19 protein-coding genes and 1 riboswitch are annotated in these 23,382 nt (G+C 65.9%); of the genes, 6 read left to right on the top strand and 13 right to left on the bottom strand.

Translation table 11 applies throughout. The annotated features are described in order from the left end of the window. Window positions 1-17: 17 nt before the first annotated feature. The 6 genes from ACN9M2_RS02885 to ACN9M2_RS02860 form a co-directional block, all read right to left on the bottom strand. The gene (locus ACN9M2_RS02885) at window positions 18-887 is read right to left on the bottom strand and encodes an amidohydrolase family protein (protein ID WP_426286677.1); all 870 of its coding nucleotides are present in this window, start codon (window positions 885-887) and stop codon (window positions 18-20) included. Window positions 888-891: 4 nt separating this feature from the next. Then, window positions 892-1,584, bottom strand: coding sequence for a 4-carboxy-4-hydroxy-2-oxoadipate aldolase/oxaloacetate decarboxylase (locus tag ACN9M2_RS02880; protein ID WP_426286676.1), 693 nt, complete (start codon window positions 1,582-1,584; stop codon window positions 892-894). Next, complete coding sequence (locus tag ACN9M2_RS02875) at window positions 1,581-2,303, bottom strand: PIG-L deacetylase family protein (protein ID WP_426286675.1); 723 nt, start codon at window positions 2,301-2,303, stop codon at window positions 1,581-1,583. Before ACN9M2_RS02875 ends, ACN9M2_RS02880 begins: the two co-directional genes overlap by 4 nt. A 23-nt stretch (window positions 2,304-2,326) precedes the next feature. After that, window positions 2,327-3,409 (bottom strand): 4-oxalomesaconate tautomerase, encoded by a 1,083-nt coding sequence (locus tag ACN9M2_RS02870; RefSeq protein WP_426286674.1) that lies wholly within the window; start codon window positions 3,407-3,409, stop codon window positions 2,327-2,329. 141 nt (window positions 3,410-3,550) lie between these two features. Then, window positions 3,551-4,459 (bottom strand): LysR substrate-binding domain-containing protein, encoded by a 909-nt coding sequence (locus tag ACN9M2_RS02865; RefSeq protein ID WP_426286673.1) that lies wholly within the window; start codon window positions 4,457-4,459, stop codon window positions 3,551-3,553. 64 nt (window positions 4,460-4,523) lie between these two features. Further along, complete coding sequence (locus ACN9M2_RS02860) at window positions 4,524-5,876, bottom strand: carbohydrate porin (protein ID WP_426286672.1); 1,353 nt, start codon at window positions 5,874-5,876, stop codon at window positions 4,524-4,526. Between the two features lie 216 nt (window positions 5,877-6,092). Here ACN9M2_RS02860 and ACN9M2_RS02855 point away from each other — a divergent pair, with 216 nt between their 5' ends. Beyond that, complete coding sequence (locus ACN9M2_RS02855; RefSeq protein WP_426286671.1) at window positions 6,093-8,429, top strand: FdhF/YdeP family oxidoreductase; 2,337 nt, start codon at window positions 6,093-6,095, stop codon at window positions 8,427-8,429. After that, window positions 8,419-9,285: a formate dehydrogenase accessory sulfurtransferase FdhD gene (gene fdhD, locus ACN9M2_RS02850; protein ID WP_426286670.1), complete on the top strand. Its 867-nt coding sequence runs from the start codon at window positions 8,419-8,421 to the stop codon at window positions 9,283-9,285. Before ACN9M2_RS02855 ends, fdhD begins: the two co-directional genes overlap by 11 nt. Window positions 9,286-9,288: 3 nt before the next feature. Here fdhD and ACN9M2_RS02845 read toward each other — a convergent pair whose 3' ends face one another. From ACN9M2_RS02845 to ACN9M2_RS02825, 5 genes are all read right to left on the bottom strand, one after another. Then, window positions 9,289-9,627, bottom strand: coding sequence for a hypothetical protein (locus ACN9M2_RS02845; RefSeq protein ID WP_371022652.1), 339 nt, complete (start codon window positions 9,625-9,627; stop codon window positions 9,289-9,291). Continuing rightward, window positions 9,624-10,184, bottom strand: coding sequence for a molybdenum cofactor guanylyltransferase (gene mobA / locus ACN9M2_RS02840; protein WP_426286669.1), 561 nt, complete (start codon window positions 10,182-10,184; stop codon window positions 9,624-9,626). The genes ACN9M2_RS02845 and mobA overlap by 4 nt, the downstream gene beginning before the upstream one ends. Beyond that, window positions 10,154-11,341 carry a molybdopterin molybdotransferase MoeA gene (locus ACN9M2_RS02835; protein ID WP_426286668.1) on the bottom strand — a complete coding sequence of 396 codons (1,188 nt, stop codon included), beginning with the start codon at window positions 11,339-11,341 and terminating at the stop codon, window positions 10,154-10,156. Before ACN9M2_RS02835 ends, mobA begins: the two co-directional genes overlap by 31 nt. A 73-nt stretch (window positions 11,342-11,414) precedes the next feature. Continuing rightward, the gene (gene fusA / locus ACN9M2_RS02830) at window positions 11,415-13,487 is read right to left on the bottom strand and encodes an elongation factor G (protein WP_426286667.1); all 2,073 of its coding nucleotides are present in this window, start codon (window positions 13,485-13,487) and stop codon (window positions 11,415-11,417) included. 720 nt (window positions 13,488-14,207) lie between these two features. Then, complete coding sequence (locus tag ACN9M2_RS02825; protein ID WP_426286666.1) at window positions 14,208-14,489, bottom strand: hypothetical protein; 282 nt, start codon at window positions 14,487-14,489, stop codon at window positions 14,208-14,210. A 278-nt stretch (window positions 14,490-14,767) separates the two neighbouring features. On the opposite strand from ACN9M2_RS02825, the gene ACN9M2_RS02820 reads away from it, so the two are divergent. The 4 genes from ACN9M2_RS02820 to ACN9M2_RS02805 all read left to right on the top strand — a co-directional run bounded on the left by ACN9M2_RS02820 (window position 14,768) and on the right by ACN9M2_RS02805 (window position 20,600). Further along, window positions 14,768-15,748: an aldo/keto reductase gene (locus ACN9M2_RS02820; RefSeq protein WP_426286665.1), complete on the top strand. Its 981-nt coding sequence runs from the start codon at window positions 14,768-14,770 to the stop codon at window positions 15,746-15,748. 47 nt (window positions 15,749-15,795) lie between these two features. Continuing rightward, a riboswitch (cobalamin riboswitch) is annotated at window positions 15,796-16,011 on the top strand. A gap of 196 nt (window positions 16,012-16,207) precedes the next feature. Beyond that, complete coding sequence (metE, locus tag ACN9M2_RS02815; RefSeq protein ID WP_426286664.1) at window positions 16,208-18,499, top strand: 5-methyltetrahydropteroyltriglutamate--homocysteine S-methyltransferase; 2,292 nt, start codon at window positions 16,208-16,210, stop codon at window positions 18,497-18,499. A 148-nt stretch (window positions 18,500-18,647) separates the two neighbouring features. Next, complete coding sequence (gene metK / locus ACN9M2_RS02810; RefSeq protein WP_426286663.1) at window positions 18,648-19,865, top strand: methionine adenosyltransferase; 1,218 nt, start codon at window positions 18,648-18,650, stop codon at window positions 19,863-19,865. Window positions 19,866-20,081: 216 nt separating this feature from the next. Next, on the top strand, window positions 20,082-20,600 hold the full coding sequence (locus ACN9M2_RS02805; RefSeq protein WP_426286662.1) for a DUF4142 domain-containing protein: 519 nt from the start codon (window positions 20,082-20,084) through the stop codon (window positions 20,598-20,600). Window positions 20,601-20,649: 49 nt separating this feature from the next. On the opposite strand, the gene ACN9M2_RS02800 is transcribed toward ACN9M2_RS02805, so the two are convergent. Both ACN9M2_RS02800 and ACN9M2_RS02795 read right to left on the bottom strand, forming a co-directional pair. Further along, a complete protein-coding gene (locus tag ACN9M2_RS02800) occupies window positions 20,650-21,795 on the bottom strand; it encodes a sugar ABC transporter permease (RefSeq protein WP_426286661.1) in 1,146 nt (381 codons plus the stop codon). 39 nt (window positions 21,796-21,834) lie between these two features. Next, complete coding sequence (locus ACN9M2_RS02795; protein ID WP_426286660.1) at window positions 21,835-23,382, bottom strand: xylose ABC transporter ATP-binding protein; 1,548 nt, start codon at window positions 23,380-23,382, stop codon at window positions 21,835-21,837.

Genomic DNA, 23,382 nt, shown 5'->3' with positions numbered 1-23,382 from the left:
TCTCGGTCGTGGGTCGGTCAGGCGAAGTCGTACAGACGCGCCGGGTTTTCGACGAGGAGACGCTTGCGCAGGGCCTCGTCGGGACAGAAACGGAACATCAGGTCGACCAGCCCACCGTCATTGGGCATGTCCTTGGAGATATTCGGATGCGGAAAGTCCGTACCCCACAGCACGCGGTCCGGCGCCGTCTCGATCAGGGTTCGCGCGAACGGAATGGCATCATCGAAAGGCCGCTTGCCGACGGAAACCCGCTCCGCGCCGCAGACCTTCACCCACGCCAGCGGATTGTCCCGCATGAGTGCCACCAGCAGGCGAAAGGGTTCCTGCTCCAGGCCCTGTGCGGCCTGCACGCGGCCCATATGATCGATGACGAAAGGTACGCGGATCTTGGCCAGGACATCCTGGAGTTCGACGATATCGTTGGCATCAAGGTGGAGCACGACGTGCCAACCCATCTCGGCCACGCGGTCGAGCACCCGCCAGAACACGTTCATGTCGGGCCTGCCACCCAGGTGCTGGACGAAGTTGAAACGCACGGCGCGCACGCCACCACGGTCGAGCTCCTGCAAGCCGGCCTCGTCGATACCGTCGTCGACGATGGCCACGCCGCGATAGCGCCCGTTGCCGCGCGCGATGGCATCGAGCATGGCCGTGTTGTCGGTGCCGTGGCAGCTGGCCTGGACGATCACTCCACGTTCGAACCCGAGGAAATCGTGGAGGGCCACCAGGTGTTCATAAGGCGCATCCGGCGGCGTGTAGCTGCGATCCGGAGCATAAGGAAAGGTGTCCGCGGGACCGAACACGTGGCAGTGCGCATCGCAGGAAAGCGCGGGCATCGCGTGCAACGGCTTCGTCGGATTCGGATCGGGGGGAAGACAGGACTTCATCGGATCACTCGTTTGGAAGGTCATCGACATAGCGCAGGCCGGCTTCGGCCAGTTTCGGACGCATATCGTAGATATCGAGGCCGAGCTCGCCCGAAGCCAGTCGCGCGCGCTTCGCCTCTTCGTTCATTACGCGCTTGCGCGATGCGGCGATGGCGCCGTCCACCGTGGCATGGGGCACCACCACCACGCCGTCGTCATCGGCGACGATCGCATCGCCAGGCTTCACGCACTGCCCTCCGATCACCACCGGCACGTTCACCGAGCCGAGGGTGGCCTTCACCGTCCCGCGTGCGTGCACCGCGCGCGCCCACACGGGAAAGCCCATGCGGCGCAGTTCCGCGCTGTCGCGCACGCCCGCGTCGATAACGAGGCCGGCCACGCCACGCGACATCAGCGACGTGGCGAGCAGATCGCCGAACATGCCATCGGTGTTTTCCGTGGTGCAGGCCACGACCAGGATATCGCCGGCACGGCATTGCTCCACCGCGACATGGAGCATCCAGTTGTCGCCCGGCTGTGCCAGCACGGTGACCGCCGGGCCCGCGATCGCCACGTCCCGCTGGATGGGTGCGATCGGCGGCAGGAACAGGCCCGTGCGGCCCTGCGCCTCGTGCACCGTGGCGACCCCTATGGCGGCGAGCGATCCGGCCTGGTCGGCGGTGAGGGATGGGCGGTTGCGAACGACCACGCCGATCATGCGAGCGTTCCCTGGGTCACCTGCGGAAACACCCGCTGGAAGGCCTCTGCATAGGTGATCTTGAAATCGGAGTTGCGCGTGGCCTGCGCGCCGCGTTGCAGGCCGACACGGGTGTAGTACTCCCACAGGTGCTCCTGCGCGCGCATGGTCTCGAACGCCGCACGCTTCTTCTCCCACACCGATGTGATGTCGAGGAACAGTTCCGGCTTCCACTCGCACTGTTCCGGCTGGTGCGGCTCGAACAGGTAGACCGGCGGCGCACCGATCACCGGCACGTCCGGTTCGTGACCGTGTGCCTGTGCCACCACGCGTGCTTCCTGGGCCACATGCGTCGCCAGCGGATGGTCGAAGTTATAGGGGTCTTTCAACGAGTGGCTGAGCACGAAAGAAGGGCGCAGTTCGCGGTAGATGCCGGCCAGGTGGAAGACCACGTCCAGGTCGGCGCGCATGGGGTAATCGCCGATGTCGAGGAACTCGACACTGGCACCAAGGATGTCCGCGGCTTCCTGGGCCTCGGCGCGGCGATCGGTTTTCACCTTCTCCATCGTCATGCCGGGCTGGCGCCAGAGCTTGGCGGATTCGCCACGTTCGCCGAACGAGAGACAGACGATATGCACGCGCCAGCCCTGTGCCGCATGCAGCGCGATCGCACCGCCGGCGCGCCAGACGAAGTCGGCGGAGTGGGCGCTCACGACGAGCGCGGTCTTGGGTTCGGACATCTTCAGTGCTCCAGGGGAAAGGATCAGGCGGTGGGACCGCGCCAGATCGAGGGAGAAACGGGAACGCTGCCGCGCATCAGCAGCCGGGCCGTCCGCAGCAACGCCGCGCGGACCACGCGCGTGCCTTCCAGGCCGATCTCCACGCTGAATTCGCCGGTGGGATGTTCGATGGAAAGCGTGCGGACATCGCCCTGCCCCGGCGTCGCGACCTCGTAGGCGACCGAACCGGGAAGCACGGCTGCCGTGGCGACGGTGACGGCACCGAGCACGCCGATCGACGTGTGGCAGTCGTGCGGAATGAACGTGCGCGTGCCGATGGCACCCCCGGCGCGAGGCGGCGACACCAGGGTGATCTTCGGCACCGGTTTCCGGGCGACATCGCCGAGGTTCATCAGCAACGCGGCCTTCAGGCGCAGCGATTTGATGCGCGCCTTGAGTTCCCCGTCGGCATCCAGTGCCTCGGGCCGTTCGTCGCCACGTACACCCAGGGCGGCGGCGGCGATGATCATCACCGGCATGCCATTGTCGATCAGCGTCATTTCGATGCCATCGACCGTGTCGCGCACGTTGCCCGTGGGCAGGAGGCTGCCCGTGAGCGAGCCTTCCGTGTCGAGGAACCGGCAGCGCACCGGCGCAGCCGGCCGCGGCACGCCGTCGATGTGCGCATCGCCGTCGTAAAAGGGAACGCCCGCCGGGGTGTCGATGGTGATCTCGGCGATGACGCCGGTGTTGACCGTACGCACGCGGCGCGTGGTGGTCCCATGGTCACCCACGATCAGACCGGCCTCGATCGCCGCCGGCAGGGCCGCCGCGAGCATGTTGCCGCAGTTGGGCGTGGTATCCACGATGGCTTCGACGATGCCCACCTGGCCGAACAGGAAGTCGAGGTCGGCGGAACCATCGGCGGGTACCGAAAGGATGCCTGTCTTGCTCGTGAGCGGCCGGGCACCGCCGAGGCCGTCGATCTGGCGCTCGTCGGGCGAACCCATCGCCGCGAGGATGACCGCGTCGCGGGTCGCGATGTCACCAGGCAGGTCGCGAGCCAGGAAGAAAGGCCCCTTGGACGTGCCGCCGCGCATGTACCAGCAGGGAATGTCGTGCGCCATGGCATACCGTCCGTCGTCTGAAACAACCGGCACGATGGTCGTCCCGGCGCGACGAGCGAACAACGCGATGGCGCGCTTATCTGTTATGCACGATTGGCATAACTAGCGTCGCAACATGCAATTGATGCAACGCGTCATCGTTCAGTCCCGCGGGTCCAGCTTGCCTTCCGCGATCAGTTCGTCGACAAGGATCAAAGCCTGCTCGGTGATGGCACTCATGGGCCGCTGCGTGGGTGTCGCCACGACGAGGCGCGTCACGATGTTCGGCATGACGATCGGTACCGCCCGCAATCCGTGCGGACCACGGCGGGCCAGCACGGCATTGCGCGAGAGGATGCCGTAGCCCACGCCGCGCTCGACGAGATCCAGCAGCGAACGCACGGAGTCGATCTCCAGGCGGATGTCCAGTGACACGCCATATCGTGCGGTGTCGGCCTCGATCAGCTGGCGCACCGAATGCAGTGGCGAGGGAATGATGAGCGGGTATTTGCCTAGCGTGGCCAGGGGAACGCTGTCGGGCAACTCGCGGCCGTCCTTGGCGCTGCCGATGAGGTAGAGCTCCTCGGTGTGTACATGGCGGAACCGCATGTTGGCGTTGACAGCCGGGTTGTACAGCAACGCGCAATCGAGCCTGCCCAGTTGCAACCACTCGAGCAGGCTGGCGCTCAGAGCTTCCACCACGCTGATCTGCGCCGCCGGAAAACGCTCGCGGAAGCGCATCACGAGGTCCACCGTGAGCAGGCCGCCTACGCTGGGCGGGAGACCGATCGCCAGCTTGCCGGCGTAGACCCCACGCGCCCTGCCCAGCTGCATGCGTGCGACTTCGACCTGGCGCAGGATGCCGCGCCCGTGCTCCACCAGTTCGCGGCCTGCATCGGTGGCGACCACGCCGCGGCCGTTGCGCTCGAGCAGGTGGGTGCCCAGCTCCATTTCCAGTTGGCGCACCTGCCGGCTGAGCAGGGATTGCGAGACGTCGAGCGTGGCTGCGGCCCGCGTGAGGCTGCCGAACTCGACGATGCGGATGAAGCTTTGCAGGTGTTTCAGGTCCACGGGAAGATCGCGCGCCAGCCAGCCAGGATGTCCCGATTATGTGCCCAATGCCGGTACCCCCGCCTCATTGGCTACCGGGGCCGCCCATGTTCACCATCACCCGCAACCCGACCACGATCGCGTTGGCCGGAACCCGTTTCACGCCAACCGTGTTGCCGAGGATGTCCGGGTGCACGATGTATTGCAGGTTGGGCACCAGGCTGACCACGGGGAAGAGCTTGTAGCTGTAGTTGAGTTCGGTCATCCATTCGTCGCGTTCGAAATGATCGTTCGTGCCGCCGTTCTTGTGGATGAGGTCGTCTTCGAAACCCGTCGCCTTGCGGCTGAAACGAAACAAGGTGGCCTGGAAACCGAGCGAATCGTTCGGTCGGGCGGCGGACAGGCCCGTCCAGAGCGCTCCGAAAGTGGATTGCAACGTGTAGTTCTCCGCGTTGTCCATCGGGCCGGTGACCGAGCCGAAGATCGCAAGGTTGCGCGTGTTCGCATTGGGATCGGGCTTCCAGACCACTTTGTCGGCCAGCACGTAGAGGCCGTAGCGCCCGCCGTCGTAGCTTCGCGCGGTACCACCAACGAGACCACGGTGGAGGCCTCGCGTGTTGAGTTCCGGATCGGTGAACGAAGCGGAGTTATACCAGCCGCCAATCTTCAGGTGCTTCGGATAAGGATCGTTCGCGAAGCTGGTCTCGTAGCCCACCTCGACGGGAATCAGCACGCCGGTGGCGTTGTTGAGGCCCCAGTTCAGGCCATTATTGTTGCGCCGGTCCGGATTGATCTCGAACGCGCCGATCGACACATAGCGCGCATCGGGCTGGTACTTCACACGCGCCCCCCAGTTCACGTAGGGAAAGCCGCTGAAACCGCCGGACGTGTTGGTGAGCTGGTAAGGGCAATCCGGTGCGCTGACGAAACGGCATCCATACGTGGAACGGGCGAACTGCCAGGTGGCGTTGAGCCGGCCGGCAAGTACGTTGATACGACTGTCGGCGAACTGTTGCTCCCAACTCAGCTGGGCGAGCTGCCATTGGCGCTTCGGATACCAGTATCCCTGGATCTTCTGGATCACGCCGATATCGTCCGCGGCGACGCTATGGCCGTAATAGCGCGCGAAGGTGATATGCATCTTGCCGCCCTCGATACCCGCGAGCTTGCCCATGTCCAGGTCGGCGCCACCGACGGCACCGCCGCCGTTCGTCGCGCCCAGGCGCTCGCCGCCACGCACGCTGGCCGCCCAGTCGTTAGCCCATACGAAACGCAGCGAGACACCCTCCTCGCGCAGGCGGTCGACAGGCCCCTTGCTGTCCCGCGATGGGGCCGGCGTGGCCTGGCGCGGCTGTTGCGCATCCGGCGCGGCCTGTGCGGCTGCGGCCGATGCGGCTAGGACGGCGAGTGCGGCCATGGCGAAGCGACGAAACATCATATGCTTTGGAACCCCCGATCCCGTCGAATGACGACGATGCGGGGCGATCCTCGCCGCAGGGCGGGGCACGGAACAACGCGATGGCGAAACTATCAGGTATGCGAAAGATGCATGACTTGCGTTACGTCATGACTATTGTGCATCGCAACAAGAGACGGGATCGCCCCGTACCTTGGTTTTATTGCTCCTTTTGGTGCGGCGTAGAATGATGCTCACATGAGTGAAAACACTATCCCCGGTGTCGACGATTACGATGGCCCCGCCGGCGGTTGGGGCGCGCTCGGTGCCGTAGCCCGCGCACTGAGCGGGCAGATGGCCATCGCCCGCGAGTCCATCGCCCTGCACAAGGTGAACCAGCCGCAAGGCTTCGACTGTCCGGGCTGCGCCTGGCCGGACCCCAAGGAAACCTCCTCGTTCGAGTTCTGCGAGAACGGCGCGAAGGCGGTGTCCTGGGAAGCCACCGCCAAGCGGGTCCGGCCGGAGTTTTTCGCAAAGAACACGGTTGCCGATCTGTGGAACCTGTCCGACTACACCCTCGAGGGGCTGGGGCGGATCACCCACCCCATGGCCTACGACCGCGCCAGCGACACTTACCGTCCCATCGCCTGGGACGAGGCGTTCCGGCGCATCGGCGCGGCACTGCGCGCTCTGCCAGACCCGGACATGGCCGAGTTCTACACCTCGGGCCGCGCCTCCAACGAAGCCGCTTTCCTGTACCAGCTGTTCGTCCGCGAGTTCGGCACGAACAATTTCCCCGACTGTTCGAACATGTGTCACGAGGCCACCAGCGTAGGCCTGCCGCAGTCGATCGGGGTCGGCAAGGGCACGGTGGTACTTGAGGATTTCGAACACTGCGACGCGATCTTCTGCATCGGGCATAACCCTGGCACGAACCATCCGCGCATGCTTTCCACCTTGCGCGAGGCCTCGTTGCGCGGCGTGCCCATCGTGGTGCTCAACCCCCTGCCCGAGCGAGGCCTGGAACGGTTCACGTCACCGCAGCATCCGGTGGAAATGCTCACCGGCAAATCCACGCGCATCGCATCCACCTATTACAAGCTGAAGATCGGCGGCGACGTCGCCGTGCTGAAGGGCATGATGAAGGCCGTGCTCACGGCCGACGAACGCGCTGTCGCGGCCGGCATGCCCCGCGTCGTCGACCATGCATTCATCGAGGCCCACACGTGCGGCTTCGAGGCGCTCGTGGAGGATGTCGCGAACACCTCCTGGGAGGCGATCGAGCGTGCCTCGGGACTCACCCGCGCGCAGGTCGAGGACGCGGCCGATATCTATGCCAAGGCGAAGAACGTCATTGTCTGCTACGGCATGGGTATCACCCAGCACGTGCATGGCACCGAGAACGTGCAGCAGATCGCCAACCTGTTGCTCCTGCGCGGCAACATCGGCCGCCGCGGGGCGGGAATCTGCCCGCTGCGCGGCCATAGCAACGTGCAGGGCGACCGCACGGTGGGCATCACCGAGAAGCCCACCGACGCGCTGAACGACGGCATCCGCGCCACCTACGGTTTCGAACCGCCCACGGCACATGGGCACGACGCCGTCGCCGCCGTCATCGCGATCCGCGAAGGCCGCTCGAAGGCTCTCGTCGCCCTCGGCGGAAACCTCGCCGTGGCGATGCCGGATACGGCGGAGACCTTCGAGGCGATGGCGAAACTCGACCTCGCCGTGCATATCGCCACGAAGCTCAACCGTTCGCACCTCATCCTGGCGAAGGAGTCGTTCATCCTGCCCTGCCTGGGCAGGACCGAACTGGATGTGCAGGCCACCGGCCCGCAATCGGTCACCGTGGAGGATTCGATGTCGATGGTGCACGCCTCGGCCGGCACGCTCACCCCGGCTTCGGAGCACCTGCGCTCCGAGCCGTGGATCGTCGGCGGTATCGCCAAGGCCACCCTGCCTGCCACGCGCGTGGACTGGGACCGGCTCGTGGGTGACTACAACCTCATCCGCGACGACATCGAGAAGGTCTTTCCGATCTTCCGCGACTTCAACAAGCGTGTGAACGTGCCTGGCGGATTTCGCCTGCCGGTAGCGGCGAGCGAGCGTGAATGGGCCACGCCCGACAGGCGCGCCCATTTCCTCGTCGCACGCGGCCTCGACGAAGATCCGCCGCTGGAAACGAGCGGCCTCATGCTGACCACCATCCGTTCGCACGACCAGTACAACACCACGATCTACGGCCTTAACGACCGTTACCGTGGCGTCACCGGACGGCGCGACGTCGTCTTCATGCACGCCAACGATCTCGCCGCACGCGGGCTCAGGCATGGCGACCGCATCGATATCTTCGCCATCGGCGCCAACATCGCCGACGGCAAGGAGCGGGCGGTACGCGGCTTCGTCGCCGCCGCCTACGACATCGCCGAGGGTTCGGTCGCGATGTACTACCCCGAGGGCAACGCGCTCATCGCGCTGGAAAGCCATGACCGCCGCTCCGGCACGCCGGCGTACAAGTCGGTGCCGGTGAAAATCGAAGCCTCGATCATGCGCACTGCCGCCGCGGCACGGCCGAAGGCGGAACATGCCGCCTGAGCGCCGCCCGCCTACCGGATGCGCCACCCGGCCGGTGACACGGGTCGAACGTGGGCTGCGCACGGCCGATGACGACCGGCTCGCGGAAGAGGTCCCGGTGGCGATGCATTTCGACGGCTCGCCGTTCGCGGTGATGATGGCGACGCCGGACGACCTCGAGGATTTCGCGCGGGGTTTCGCGTTGACGGAAGGCAAGGTGGAGACCGTGCTGGAGATCGTCGACATCGACGTGCGGGAGGTGTTGGAAGGCATCACGGTGGATGTGCGCACGGCCTCCGGAATATCGCCGACAGGGTCGGCTCCCACCAAACCCCGCGACCTGATGGGAGCCGACCCTGTCGGCGATTCGGACCCCATGGCCCGGCAACTCCCCGGCCGCAGCGGCTGCGGCATCTGCGGCAGCCGTGAACTCGAGGACGTCGTTCGCCACCCTCCGCCGGTCGCCGCGGGCCCGGTTGTCGGTGCCGATGCCATCGAGCGCGCCCTCGAATCACTACGCGGCATGCAACCCATCAACGCCTTCACCGGCTCCGTGCACGCCGCCGCGTGGGCCACGCCGGATGGCGCGATCGTGAAAGTGCGCGAGGACGTCGGCCGGCATAACGCGCTCGACAAACTGATCGGCGCGATGCTCGTGGACGGTAGCGATCCACGCGACGGATTCCTCGTGATCACCAGCCGTGCCAGCTACGAAATGGTGACCAAGGCCGCCGTCGCCGGCATGACCATCGTGGTGGCGATTTCCGCGCCCACGGCGCTCGCCGTGCACCTGGCCGAGGATTGTCGCGTGACCTTGCTCGGCTTTGCCCGCCCCGGCCGATTCAACATCTACAGCCGGCCGGAACGCGTCGCCTGAGGTTCAGCCCTTGCGCCGGCGCAGGCTGTCCTTCACGTCCACGTCGAAACGCACCGTGGTAGCCACCGTGTCGTAGCCGGGGATGTCGAAAACCAGGCCATCCTTGCTCGGCAGGCGAGACAGCAGGTCGCGCAACGCCGTTCGCGGGACGCCCATGCGCCATTCGTGGGCATTGCCGGAAAGCGTGCATACGGGGCCATCGGTGGCGTCGATCGAGTAACGCATGGTGAATGCCTTGCCGAATGCGGTCGAGCCGAGCAGGGCGATGTCGTCGAGCAACTCCCCCAGCTCGTCCTCGTCGATGCGGACACGAACGGTGTCGTCTTCCAGCTGCACTCTCATGCGTTGACCTCGCGCCATTCCTGGGGGGTGTTGCAGTTCAACAGGTACCGTGTATCGATGCCGTCGAGCGGCAGTCTCGCCGCACCGAGCCGCTCCTGCAAGGTGAAGACCGAGCGTTCGCGTCCGGTAAGCGCCATGACACCGGCGAGTACCTCGCGCGTGGCGGCGTTCATCGTCAGGCGCATCGGCAGCGGGTGGTCCTGCCAACTGACGGCCGCCGGCGAGGATGCGGCAAGCAATGGCCGGAGCACGTCCTCGTGCAATCGCGGCATGTCCACAGGGATCACCAGCCACTCGCCATCCGGGAGTCCGTCGACCGCGCTCGCGATGCCGCCGACGGGACCGGCCTCCGGCCATCGATCGGGGATCCCGCCCGCGCGCGTTCCGCTGATCGCCAACCGTTCCGCACCCGCGGCGCGCAGTACCGAGAGGCTGCGTTCGAGCAAGGTGTGGCCATCGAGGCGCATGAGCGCCTTGTCTTCGCCCATGCGGGACGAACGGCCGCCGGCCAGGACGAGGCCGACGATCACGTGGCGTCCGCCGGGTCGATCGGCCACGCTTCGACACTGTCATCGGTGGCGGTCAGCCAGGTGTTCGCCTGCGTATACGGAAGGATGCGATACGCCGCCTGCGCGTCCGCGAGATGCGCGACCTGCCTTCCTTGCGCATCGTTCTCGACACGACCCAACGCGAAATACCGCATGCCTTCGCGCCCGGCGAACGGCGCCGCCAGCGTCACGCGTGTAGGCCGCTCCGCGGCAAGACCCGCCATGGCGCGCAACACGGGAGCGACGAAGAAGCGATAACCCACCGCCACCGCGATGGGATTGCCGGGCAAGGCGAGTACCAGCGGGCCGCCATCGAAACGCGCGGCGAGCAACGGCTTGCCCGGGCGGATGGCGACCTTGTGAAAGAGTTCCCGCGCACCGAGCGAAGCCAGCGCAGACGGCACGAAGTCGAAGCGGCCAGCGGACACCGCGCCCGTGGTGACGATGAGATCCGCGCCGGCGGCCCGTGCGTCGCTTACCGCGACATGGAAGGCGTCGCCCACGTCCGGCACCCGTGCGCGCCCGGCCAGCTCGACACCCCACGACGCGAGGCTGGCGGCGAGGAACGGTCCGTTGGAGTCGTGGATGCCTCCCGGTGGCAACGGCCCTGTAGCGTTGAGCTCGCTGCCCGTCGCGATGACGGCCACACGCGGCCGGCGCACGGCCTCGACGCGATCGATACCCAACGCGGCGAGCAACATGATCGCCGCGGCGTCGATGCGCCGTCCGCGTTCGAGCGCAAGCGCTCCTTCGCCGATGTCCGCTCCGGCGCGGCGCACGTTCTGCCCTCGACGCTCATCGGCAAGGAAACGAACCTCCCCTCCTTGCCGCTCGCAGCGCTCCACGGGGATGACGGTATCGAATCCGGCCGGCATGCGCGCACCGGTGGCGATCTCGCAGGCTTCAGCGTCCGGATACGCGTCGATCGTGTCTCCGGCCGCATGCATCGCGGCCACGGCACGAACGGTTCCGGCGGGGATGGTGTCGCCTTCGGCACGAAGGGCGTAGCCATCCATCGCCGCGTTGTCGAACGAGGGCAGCGCCAGCGGGCTGGTCAGGCCGGCGGCGAGGAATCGCCGCCGGGCGACATCGAGGGCGACCTGCTCCACGTCGAGCGGCCGGGCTTCAGCAAGCAGGAGTGCCAGCGCTTCGGGGTAGGAAATCATGGGCGAAGCGTAACCCGCCCGCACACAGCCGTGTAGGAGCAAAGGGCGGCCCCATGGCCGCCCTTGCCTCGCGTCATGCCGAACGGCGTGACTGTTCCTGCATCGCAGCCGGCCGGTAGGCGTGGAACGCCACCGTGGCCGACGCCCGCCCCTGGCTCAGCGAACGCAAGGCGGTGCTGTAGCCGTCGAGCTGCGCCAGGGGCACGTCGGCCTCGATCTCCGTGCGTTCCTGGCGGTCGACGAGGTTGACGATCTGCCCGCCGCGGCGTTGCAGATCGCCCAACACGTCGCCCACCGCCGAACCCGGCGCACTCACCGACACGCGCATCACCGGCTCCAGCAGCACCGTGCCCGTGGCTTCCAGTGCCGATTTCACCGCGATCTGCGCCGCGCGATGGAAGGCGGTCTCGTTCGAATCCACGGCATGGGCCTGCCCATCCAGCACGGCGACGGCCGCGCCCACCACGGGATAGCCTCGCGGCCCTTCCACCAGCGCCGCGGCGACACCTTTCTCCACCGCCGCCTGGAACTGCTTGGGAATGACGCCGCCGGTAGTGCGGTCCTCGAAGCGATTGCTCTCCTCGCCGGTCGGCGTGACCGACAACACCACGCGCGCGAACTGGCCGCTGCCGCCGGTCTGCTTGGCGAGCTTGCCCTCCACGGCGCCGGACGCGGCCGCCGGGGTTTCCTGGTAAGCCACGCGCGGCGAGCCCGTGCGCACCTGCACGCCCCACTCGCGGCGCAGGCGCTCCACCATCACTTCCAGGTGCAGTTCGCCCATGCCCCAGACCAGGGTTTCCCCGGTGTCCGGATCGGTGCCGACGCGGAACGACGGGTCCTCCTGCGCGAGGCGGGCGAGACCGTTGCCCAGCTTGAGCAAGTCGGCGGAACGCTCGGGTGACAGCCGCCACGACAGCACGGCCGATTGCGCCTGGATGGTCTCCAGCCGCACGCGGCGGTGCGTATCGGACAACGTCTCGCCCGTGGCCACGTCTTTCCAGCCCGCGATGGCGACGATGTCTCCCGCCTCGGCGGCATCCACCGCCTCGGTGTCTTCCGCACGCACCACCGCAAGCCGGCCGATCCGCTGTACGCGATCGGTCCCGCTACGCCACACGGCGTCGCCGACACTCAACCGGCCCGAATACACGCGGATGAAGGCCAGCGGACCGTGCGCCTGGTTGACCACCTTGAAGACGAGCGCCGCCAACGGCGCGTCCGCATCGGGCGCGACCGTCACATCGCCGTCATCGGTATGCCCGACCACGGCAGGACGATCCAGCGGCGACGGCAGGTAAGCGACGAACGCATCCAGCAGCGGCTCGATGCCGACGTTGCGGAACGCCGAACCCGGAAGTACCGGCGAGCCTGCCCCGGCGAGCGTGCCGCGCCGAAGCGCCGCGGTGAGCGCCGCCGCATCGATCGGCTGCTCGGCGAGCCAGAGCTCGGCCAACGTATCGTCACGATCGGCCACGGCGGCCACGAGCTCGGCACGCGCGTCCGCATATGCCGCACGCTCGCCGTCCGTCCACGATTGGACCGCCGGCGTGCCTGCCTCGTCGAAACGCCAGGTGCGTTCCGCCACGAGGTCGACGAGGCCCGTCATGTGTTCGCCTTCGACGATCGGGCGCGCCACCACCCACGGGTTCGCACCGAGCTTGTCGCGCATCTGCCCGACCACCGCGTCGAAATCCGCTCCCGGGCGGTCCATCTTGTTGACGAACGCCATCAGCGGCACGCCGTGCCGGCGCGCCTGGTGCCAGACGGTTTCGGATTGCGGCTGCACGCCGGCCACGCCGGAGAACACGGTGACGGCGCCATCGAGCACGCGCAGCGAACGCTCGACCTCGATCGCGAAGTCGATGTGCCCCGGCGTATCGATCAGGGTCAGGCGATGCGGCTGGCCGCCTTCCGGCGTCCAGTTCGCGCGCACGGCGGCGGCGCCGATCGTGATGCCACGCTCGCGCTCGAGTTCCATATGGTCGGTGGTGGTGGCGCCGTCGTGCACCTCGCCGGTACGGTGGATCGTGCCGGTCTTGTAGAGCAGGCGTTCGGTGAGCGTGGTCTTGCCCGCGTCGACGTGCGCGATGATGCCGAGGTTGCGCCAACGGCCGACGGGGATCTGGGTTTCGCGGGTGGTACTCATGGCTAACGGTTCCTGATGGGGTCGCCAGGGGCTCGGATGTCATCTCGAGCGAGGCACTCCCCGATCCGTTTACCGCCGCCCCTGGCTGAGCGGGACGGTCAGGATCGGGGGTCGCGGCAGTTCTTCATGGCACGCTGCTCCAAAGGGGGTTCGCAAGGAAAATTCGGGACAAAAAAAAGCACCCTTGCGGGTGCTTTCGGTGTTCCTGGCAGCCGGTGCGCCGTCTTACGACGACGCTCCGCCAGGCACGGAACGCGCGCACCCGCGACGCGCCCATGGGGCGATCGGTGGGACGTGCATCAAATCGTGCTTGCAGCGGAACATGGCTTGGCTCTCGTGACAGGAGGCGAATGCTACGCCCGGGCCGGCTGACCGGCAAGGCGCGCCGTCTTCGCGTTGGGCTCCTAGTTAGGGGCGCCTGGGCCAGTTTCAAGGGGAGACGGCATACCAGCCTTCGCTATCGTGCTGGTGGCGCTCCATTGCAGCCGCTGAACATCCTCAATAAAGGCCAACCGAGCATGCCTGCGACCAAACCGGTCGACTCCGCAATCAGGAAGAAGCGAAACAACCGGTCCATAGTCAGGGAGGAACCAAACACGACATCCGACAAGCAATGGAACATGAACATCCAAGTTCCGAACCATAGGATACCTACGCGCCATGTATAGGCCCAGAACGATTGGGCCGGGGAAAACCAACGGCGGACGGAAAAGCCCCGTTTCATCTGTTGGCCGCCCGCAGTTCGACAAAGCAATTCACGGCCACTCCCAGAGCTCCTAAGCTTCCTCCGAAGATGGCTCCCGCAAATCCTCCGACGGGTCCTCCGGCGAACAACCCCGGCACGCCCATGCCCAGCGCGCCAATGCCAGCGCCCGTCATCAGGTTGGCGGGTGCACACGCGCCGGGCACCTTCAGTAGTCCACCAGACACGAGTTCTGACTCGTGAGTATTCAGTTCACGCATTTCTTGCCCCTTCTGAATGTTCATGGTTTTGAAGTACATCGAGCATCAATGTGGTGATTTGGCCACAGCATAAAGTTTCGTTGCCTCGCGTACTTTCAGGTAGCCGTCGATTCGCAGATCCACGTAGGATTTCTGCGAACTCTCACTTGGGAGACGCAATAAGATAAGACCCAGCTTCAGGAGATAAAGCGCTTGCCTCGCATTTCACATGACGCGATTGTCATGATCGACGAGGCTGCCGACATTTACAGTATGTGGTTACCGATATATCCCGGTCCGGATACCGCCCTCATCCATACGTGTCTTGGAGTCCCCCAATGCGCTACGTCAAACTCGGCCGTACCGGCCTGGACATCTCCCCCCTGGTCCTTGGCTGCATGACCTACGGCGTGCCCGAACGCGGGAACCATGCCTGGACGCTCGACGAGGAACAAAGCCGCCCCTTCATTCGCAAGGCGCTCGATCTCGGGATCAATTTCTTCGATACCGCGAATGCGTATTCCGACGGCACCTCCGAGGAAATCGTCGGACGTGCGTTGAAGGACTTCGCGAGGCGCGACGAAGTCGTGATCGCCACGAAGACCTACTTCCATTGGCGCAAAGGCCCCAATGGCGGCGGTCTTTCGCGCAAAGCCATCTTCCATTCCGTCGATGACAGCCTTCAGCGCCTGGGCACCGACTACATCGACCTGCTGCAGATCCACCGTGCGGATCACACCACGCCGATCGAAGAGACGCTCGAAGCGCTGCACGACCTGGTGAAGGCGGGAAAGGTGCGCTACCTCGGCGCGTCGTCGATGTACGCATGGCAGTTCGCGAAGATGGTCTATACCTCGCGCCTCCACGGCTGGACCGAATTCGTGAGCATGCAGGACCACTACAACCTGCTGCAGCGTGAGGAAGAGCGCGAGATGATCCCGTTCTGCATCGACCAGGACATCGCGGTCATCCCATGGAGCCCACTGGCGCGCGGCCGCCTCACGCGCGACTGGGACGAGACCAGCACCCGCCAGGAAAGCGATGTCTTTGGCAGCACGCTGTATAACGCGACCATCGATTCGGACAAGGCGATCGTCGCCGCGGTGAAGAAAGTCGCCGAGGGGCGCGGTGTACCACGCGCCCAGGTGGCCTTGTCCTGGGTGGCCCACCGCAAGGGCATCACCGCGCCGATCGTAGGGGCATCGAAGCCGCATCATCTCGACGACGCCGTGGCGGCGATCGATCTCGTGCTGAGCCCGGAGGAGACGGCGATGCTGGAAGCCGCCTACGGCCCGCATCCCATCGAAGGCTTCGAATAGACGGCCACCGTCCCTCCTTCGCATTGACTTTGGACATCCAGAGGGCTAATTTGCCGCTCGTTAGCGGTCTTTATCTCTCTATTCGAATGGGGAGATAAAGCTAAGAGGGAAGCCGGTGGGAATCCGGCGCTGCCCCGCAGCGGTATGTGGAGACGAACCCGTCACAGGCACTGGATCGATGGCGATCCGGGAAGCGACGGAGGAGGAGACGCTCCGGCGTCACATCCACGAGCCCGAAGACCTGCCGCCAGCCGGAACGAACGCGCCGTCATGGGTGCGTCGTTCCGTCCGGCCTGGGCCGTCGCCTCCTTCCGGGGGCATGGCCCGGTTCGCCCGCGGGGGCGAAGGTCGACGGCAAACCCTCATGACCCAGGCATCGCCCATGGGGTTACCCCGGCGACGCCCGTGTCATGCGACAAGCCGCCCTTCCCTCCTCTTTCTTTGCGAAGAGGAACAGTCATGCCACACGTCACCTACCCCGGTTTTCCCCGTATCGGTCGCCGCCGCGAGTTGAAGCGCGCGCTCGAAAGTCATTGGAAGGGAAACATCGGCACCGAAGAACTGCTCGATATCGCCCGTGCATTGCGCTCGCGGCACTGGGCGCTCGCCCGGGACGCGGGTGCCGACAGCGTTCCGGTGAACGATTTTTCGCTTTACGACCACGTGCTCGATGCCGCGGTCATGGTGGACGCCATTCCGGAACGCTACCGGCCGCTTTACGACCTCGATCCGCTGGCCGGCTACTTCGCCATGGCACGCGGCAGGCAGGACGGCCACGTCGACCTGCCGGCGCTGGAAATGACCAAGTGGTTCGACACCAACTACCACTACATCGTCCCCGAAGTATCGGCGGGCCAGACGTTCGCGGCCCGGCCCGGCAAGGTGGTGGGCGAATATCGCGAAGCGGTCGCGGCGGGACATGTCGCACGTCCGGTGCTGCTCGGCCCGATCACCTTCCTGTGCCTCGCCAAGGCGGTCGATGGCAGCGACCCGCTGACACTCCTCGATGCACTCCTGCCCGCCTGGGGCGGTGTGCTCGATGCCCTTGCCGACGCCGGTGCCGCATGGGTACAGGTAGACGAGCCCGTGCTGGCCCTCGATCTCGACGATGCCACGCGTGACGCCTTTCGCCATGCCTATGCGTGGATCGCCACGCGGTCGCGGGTACGGGTGCTGGTCGCGACCTACTTCGGTTCACTCGAAGGCAATCTCGAACTCGCCATGTCGCTGCCCGTCGCCGGCCTGCATGTCGACCTTGCACGTGCGCCGGAGCAACTCGACGCGGTGCTCGCCGCGCTGCCGGCCGACCGCATCCTCTCGGCGGGTGTGCTCGACGGACGCAATATCTGGCTCAGCGATCCATCGACCATCCTCCCCCGCGTGCAGGCGCTACGTGACCGCCTTGGCGATGAGCGCTTGTGGTTGTCGACGTCTTGCTCCTTGCTGCACGTGCCGTTGGACGCCGGCGAGGAAAAGCGCCTGCCGGGAAGTCTCGCGACATGGTTATCGTTCGCCCGGCAGAAAATCGCCGAACTACGCCGCTACGCCGACGCCGCCCAGGGTGACGAGGCCGCCCGGGAGGCGCTCGCGCGCCAGCGCATGCTGGTCGCCGCACGACAGGCCGCGCCCGGGGTCGTACGTGACGAGGTGCGCAAACGCGTTCGCCAGCTCACGGCGCAGTTCGGCCGGCGCCGCTCGGCGTACCCGTTCCGCGCGGCCGCACAGCGTGAACGGTTCGGCCTGCCCGACCTGCCGACGACGACCATCGGCTCGTTCCCGCAGACGGCGACCCTCCGCGTCGCCCGTGCCGCGCACCGCGCAGGCAAGCTGGACGACGAGGCGTACGCCGCCATCCTGCGCGATGAAGTGCGCCGTGCCGTGGCGTTCCAGGAAGAAGCCGGTATCGACGTGCTCGTCCATGGCGAGCCCGAACGCAACGACATGGTCGAGTATTTCGGCGAACAGCTCGACGGCTATGCCTTTACGTCGCTCGGCTGGGTGCAGAGCTACGGCTCGCGCTGCGTGAAGCCACCGATCGTCTACGGCGACGTGGCGCGGCCCGCACCGATGACCGTGGCCTGGTCCGCGTTCGCGCAATCGCTGACGAGAAAACCGATGAAGGGCATGCTCACCGGCCCGGTGACGATGCTGCAATGGTCGTTCGTGCGCGACGACCTTCCCCGTGCGGACGTCTGCCGGCAGATCGCGCTCGCCTTGCGCGACGAGGTGCGCGACCTCGAAAGAGCGGGCATCGGCATCGTGCAGATCGACGAGCCCGCCTTGCGCGAAGGCCTGCCGCTGCGTCGCGCCGAGTGGAACGGCTATCTCGCGTGGGCGGTGGAGGCGTTCCGCATCACCGCCGGCGGCGTCAGTGACGCGACCCAGGTGCACACCCACATGTGCTACTCGGAGTTCAACGACATCATCGAGGCGGTCGCGGCCATGGATGCCGATGTGATTTCCATCGAAACCAGCCGCTCGCGGATGGAGTTGCTCGATGCCTTCACACGGTTCCAGTACCCGAACGGCATCGGCCCCGGCGTCTACGATATCCATTCCCCCCGCGTTCCCGCCGAGGGCGAGATGGCCGGCCTGCTTGCCCGCGCGTTGCAGGTATTGCGTCCCGACCAGCTCTGGGTGAACCCCGATTGCGGCCTGAAGACCCGTGACTGGCCCGAGGTCGCCGCGGCGCTGAAGGCCATGGTCGCGGTGGCGAAGGCGGCGCGCCTGCGGCTGGGAGCGGCGGCCTGACCCACCGCGGCCCGGCGGGCGCGCCCTGCTGAACATCCATGCAATCGTCACTCCCGGGCGCTACCCTTCCCCCTGCAAACCGGCCCCGGGGCGTGTATCATGGCGCGCCCTTTATCTCTTTATCCGTAAAGAAGGATATATCTCCGCGATGAGCAACTACCTCTTCACCTCCGAGTCGGTCTCCGAAGGCCATCCGGACAAAATCGCCGACCAGATCTCCGACGCCGTTCTGGACGCCATCCTGGCCCAGGACCCGCGCGCTCGCGTGGCCTGTGAGACGCTGGTGAAGACCGGCGTCGCCATCGTCGCGGGCGAGATCACCACCAGCGCGTGGATCGACCTCGAGGCGCTGACCCGCAAGGTCATCCTCGACATCGGCTACGACAGCTCCGAAGTCGGTTTCGATGGCGAGACCTGCGGCGTGCTGAACCTGATCGGCAAGCAGTCCCCGGACATCAACCAGGGCGTCGACCGCAAGAAGCCGGAAGAACAGGGCGCGGGCGACCAGGGCCTGATGTTCGGCTACGCCACGAACGAAACCAGCGAATACATGCCGGCGGCGATCCACTACGCCCATCGCCTCGTCGAGCAGCAGACCAAGGTCCGCAAGAAGAAGAATTCGCCGCTGCCGTGGCTGCGCCCGGACGCGAAGAGCCAGGTCACCCTGCGCTACGAAAACGGTGAGGCCGTGGCCATCGACGCCGTCGTGCTGTCGACCCAGCACGATCCGGACGTGAAGCAGAAGGACCTGATCGAAGGCGTGCGCGAGCTGATCCTGAAGCCGGTGCTGCCGGCGAAGCTCCTGCACAAGGGCACCAAGTTCCACATCAACCCGACCGGCAAGTTCGTCATCGGTGGCCCGGTGGGCGACTGCGGCCTGACCGGCCGCAAGATCATCGTCGACACCTACGGCGGCTGGGCCCGTCACGGCGGCGGCGCGTTCTCGGGCAAGGACCCGTCCAAGGTCGACCGCTCGGCCGCCTACGCGGCTCGCTACGTCGCCAAGAACATCGTCGCCGCCGGCCTCGCCGACCGTTGCGAGATCCAGGTCAGCTACGCCATCGGCGTGGCCGAGCCCACCTCGATCTCGGTGACCACCTTCGGTACCGGCAAGATTCCCGACGAAAAGATCGAGAAGCTGATCCGCAAGCATTTCGACCTGCGCCCGTACGGCATCATCAAGATGCTCGACCTGGTCCACCCGATGTACCAGCCGACCGCGTCGAACGGTCACTTCGGCCGCAAGCCCTACGAGATCACCGACAAGAACGGCAACACGTTCACGGCGTTCTCCTGGGAGAAGACCGACAAGGCCGAGATCCTGCGCGACGCCGCAGGCCTCGGTGCGAAGGCCGGCCGCAAGTAACCGGATTCGCATTGCGAATAGAACGGGCACCTTCGGGTGCCCGTTTTTTTTGGTCCTTTGCCGACCGCCGTCCCCTGTAGGAGCCGCGTCAGCGGCGATCCCGCGACAGCGGGCCGGCCCCCCGCGGGTGCTCATGGCGACGCGTAGCCACAACGGTCACGGCGACTTCATCGTGCCGGTGCGACATCTGGGATTCATCACCGGAGAGAAACCGCCATGCATCACGCCCTGCCCCGTCTGCTAGTCGTCGCCCTGGTCGCGACCGCGCTACCGCTCGTCACTCTCGCCCAGAAAGCCGACACCCAGGGCGGCACTCCCACCGACGCTGGCTTTGTCGCCAACGCCAGCGGCGCCAGCGTTGCCGAAGTGAAACTCAGCGAACTCGCCGTGACGAACGCTTCTTCGACAAAAGTGAAGACGTTCGCTCAGCACATGATCACGGATCACACAAAGGCAGGCGACGAACTGAAGAGCATTGCGTCCGGAACGCGCGGGTACAGCATCGCCGACGCACCGCCTCCCGCCGCCCAGAAAGACCTCGACGCGCTTTCGCGCCTGAAGGGAGCGGATTTCGACAAGGAATACGCGAAAGTGATGGTCAGCGACCATGAGAAGGCCGTGACCATCTTCGAAGTGGAAGCGGAGAAGGGATCGAACAAGGAACTCCAGTCCTTCGCCAAGAAGACTCTGCCGACGCTGAAGGACCATTTGAAGCAGGCGAAGGCGCTCCCCTGATCGTCCCGTCGCCGTCCCGTGGGTGCCGCTTCAGCGGCGATGCCTGGAATCAGCCGTTGCGGTTGGAGCCGGAGAGGACATCCACCCAGACGGCCAGGGCGAGGATCACGCCCTTGATGATCATCTGCCACGAATTATCGACGTCCATCAGCTGCATGCCGCTGTCGAGACTGGCCATCACCAGGGCGCCGATCAGGGCGCCGTAGACCGTGCCCGAGCCGCCGCGCATGGACGTGCCGCCGATGAAACAGGCCGAGATGGCATCCAGTTCGCCGCCGGTACCGGCGGAGGGCGATCCCGAGCCGGTGCGGGCCACGGTGATGATGCCTGCGAAGGCGCACATCAGGCCCATCAAGGCGAACACCACCAGCTTCACGCGCGCCACGTTGACGCCGGACAGGCGGGTGGCTTCCATGTTGCCGCCGACGGCGTAGATGTGCCGGCCGAACACCGTCTGCGTGGACACATAGGTGAACACGGCGAGCAGGCCGAGCAGGATCATCACCGGAATGGGAATGCCGTTGGCGTCGTTGAGGATACGCACGAAGCCGAAGATGAAGGCGCCGATGGCCACCAGGCGGGCGATGTCGACCCACAACGCGCCCTGCTGCAGGCCGAGCTTCCCGCGGCGAAGGCGGCGGCGCACGGTCAGGGCGACCATCGCGAGGAAGATCACGGCGCCGATCCAGCGCGACAGCGCCGGCGGAACGAAGCCCTGGCCCAGCGCGATCAGGTCGTCCGGCGCGGGAGCGATCGTCGAACTGCCGGTGATGTAGAGCACGATGCCGCGAAAGGCCAGCATGCCGCCCAGGCCGACGATGAACGAGGGCACCCGCATCTTGGTGACGACGAAGCCGTTGAAGGCACCGATGACGAGGCCCAGCCCGAGCACGGCGAAGATCGCCGGCCACGTGCCCCAGCCCTGGTTCACCGTGAGGATCGCCACCACGCCGCCGAGCAGGCCGAGTTGCGAGCCGATGGAAAGGTCGATCTCGCCGGCGATGATGATGAACACCATGCCGCAGGCGAGCATGCCGGTGATCGCCATCTGCCGGAACAGGTTGGACAGGTTGCCGGGCGTGATGAAGGCCGATTCGGTCTTCAGGTGGAAGAACACCCAGATGATCGCCACCGCGATGAGCAGGGCGAGAATCTTGTAGCGGACGAACAGTTGCTGGACTTTCTGGGCCTGCATGAAGGCTTCCCTGGTAACGCGTGAATGGTTTTCGGAGGATCAGGCCGCGTGCGCGGGCCCTTCGGCGGCATGCGAGATCGCCGCGGCGAGCACCTGTTCCTGGGTAAGGTCGACGTTCTGGAAATCGCCACGTAGCTTACCCTCGCCCACGACGAGGACGCGATCGCTGACTCCGAGCACTTCGGGCATCTCCGAGGAGACCATGATGATGGCCACGCCCTTGGCGGCCAGTTCGAACATCAGCTTGTAGATGTCGTACTTGGAGCCGACATCGACGCCACGGGTGGGCTCGTCGAGGATCAGCACCTTCGGCTTGGGCAGCAGCATCTTGGTCAGCACCGCTTTCTGCTGGTTGCCGCCGGACAGGCCGACGATGGCCAGCTCGGGACTCGCCGTCTTCACGCGCAGGCGCTTGATCTCGGCTTCCACGGTCTGCAACTCGGCCTGGCGGTCGATCTGGCCCGCACGGGCGTAGTGTGAAAGCGTCGCCAGCGTGATGTTGTCGCCCACGCCCAGCAAGGGAACAATGCCCTGCCGCTTGCGATCCTCGGGGACCAGCGACAGCCCGGCCTTGATCGCCTGTTCGGGCGACTTGACCTTGATCGGCTTGCCCTCGAGCAGCAGCTCCGCCTCGTAGCGCCCCGGGTACGCGCCGAAGATCGCCGACACCAGTTCGGTGCGGCCGGCGCCGACGAGTCCGGCGACGCCGAGGATCTCGCCGCGGCGGATCTGGAACGAAATGTCGTCGACGCGCTTGCGATTCGGATTGGCCACGTCCCAGCAGGTGACGTGCCTGGCCTCGAAGATCACTTCGCCGATGTCGTGCTCGACCTTCGGGAACAGGTTCTCGATGTCGCGTCCGACCATGGCGGTGATGATCGAATGGGTGGTCATCTCACTCATCGGCTTGGTGACGATGTGCTTGCCGTCACGGATGACGGTGACCGTGTCGCACACCCGCGCCACTTCCTCGAGCTTGTGCGAGATGTAGACGCAGGCCACGCCGTCGCGCTTGAGGTCTTCGATGATCGACAGCAACGTGTCGGTCTCGGACGAGGTCAGCGACGAGGACGGCTCGTCGAGGATCAGCAGGCGGGCGTTCTTCGCCAGCGCCTTGGCGATCTCGAACAATTGCTGGTAGCCGCCGCCGTAATTCATCACGGGGGCCGCCACGTTCACATCCTTGAGCTTCAGGCGGGCGAGCAGCGCCTCGGCCTTGGCATACATGGCGTCGTAGTCCATCACACCGCCGAACTTGCGGATCTCGTTGCCGAGGAAGATGTTCTCGGCGACGGAGAGCTGCGGTACCAGCATCAGCTCCTGGTGGATGATCACGATGCCGGCCTCCTCGCTGTCGCGCACCGAGTACGCCTTCAGCGGCTTGCCGTCGAACAGGATCTCGCCTTCCCACGTGCCATACGGGTACACGCCGGACAGGACTTTCATGAGGGTGGACTTGCCTGCGCCGTTCTCGCCGCACAAGCCGACGCACTCGCCGGGCCGCACGGCCAGGTCGATGCCATTGAGCGCGCGCACGCCGGAAAATTCCTTGACGATCTGGCGCATCTCGAACAGGTATTCGCTCAC

Origin of the sequence: Luteibacter sp. E-22 (genome assembly GCF_049913125.1) — a bacterium.
In the GTDB taxonomy this organism is placed as follows: domain Bacteria; phylum Pseudomonadota; class Gammaproteobacteria; order Xanthomonadales; family Rhodanobacteraceae; genus Luteibacter.
Note: the sequence above shows the minus strand (reverse complement) of the source record. Positions and strands in the feature narration are given on the sequence as shown.

Excerpts from the sequence above, each read along its gene's own strand:
- ACN9M2_RS02835 (WP_426286668.1), bottom strand. The coding sequence starts at position 11,341 with ATGATTTCCTACCCCGAAGCGCTGGCACTCCTGCTTGCTGAAGCCCGG.
- ACN9M2_RS02880 (WP_426286676.1), bottom strand. The coding sequence starts at position 1,584 with ATGATCGGCGTGGTCGTTCGCAACCGCCCATCCCTCACCGCCGACCAG.
- fdhD (WP_426286670.1), top strand. The coding sequence starts at position 8,419 with ATGCCGCCTGAGCGCCGCCCGCCTACCGGATGCGCCACCCGGCCGGTG.
- ACN9M2_RS02860 (WP_426286672.1), bottom strand. The coding sequence starts at position 5,876 with ATGATGTTTCGTCGCTTCGCCATGGCCGCACTCGCCGTCCTAGCCGCA.
- ACN9M2_RS02875 (WP_426286675.1), bottom strand. The coding sequence starts at position 2,303 with ATGTCCGAACCCAAGACCGCGCTCGTCGTGAGCGCCCACTCCGCCGAC.
- ACN9M2_RS02845 (WP_371022652.1), bottom strand. The coding sequence starts at position 9,627 with ATGAGAGTGCAGCTGGAAGACGACACCGTTCGTGTCCGCATCGACGAG.
- metK (WP_426286663.1), top strand. The coding sequence starts at position 18,648 with ATGAGCAACTACCTCTTCACCTCCGAGTCGGTCTCCGAAGGCCATCCG.
- ACN9M2_RS02800 (WP_426286661.1), bottom strand. The coding sequence starts at position 21,795 with ATGCAGGCCCAGAAAGTCCAGCAACTGTTCGTCCGCTACAAGATTCTC.
- ACN9M2_RS02870 (WP_426286674.1), bottom strand. The coding sequence starts at position 3,409 with ATGGCGCACGACATTCCCTGCTGGTACATGCGCGGCGGCACGTCCAAG.
- ACN9M2_RS02825 (WP_426286666.1), bottom strand. The coding sequence starts at position 14,489 with ATGTACTTCAAAACCATGAACATTCAGAAGGGGCAAGAAATGCGTGAA.
- fusA (WP_426286667.1), bottom strand. The coding sequence starts at position 13,487 with ATGAGTACCACCCGCGAAACCCAGATCCCCGTCGGCCGTTGGCGCAAC.
- ACN9M2_RS02855 (WP_426286671.1), top strand. The coding sequence starts at position 6,093 with ATGAGTGAAAACACTATCCCCGGTGTCGACGATTACGATGGCCCCGCC.
- ACN9M2_RS02820 (WP_426286665.1), top strand. The coding sequence starts at position 14,768 with ATGCGCTACGTCAAACTCGGCCGTACCGGCCTGGACATCTCCCCCCTG.
- ACN9M2_RS02885 (WP_426286677.1), bottom strand. The coding sequence starts at position 887 with ATGAAGTCCTGTCTTCCCCCCGATCCGAATCCGACGAAGCCGTTGCAC.
- metE (WP_426286664.1), top strand. The coding sequence starts at position 16,208 with ATGCCACACGTCACCTACCCCGGTTTTCCCCGTATCGGTCGCCGCCGC.
- ACN9M2_RS02805 (WP_426286662.1), top strand. The coding sequence starts at position 20,082 with ATGCATCACGCCCTGCCCCGTCTGCTAGTCGTCGCCCTGGTCGCGACC.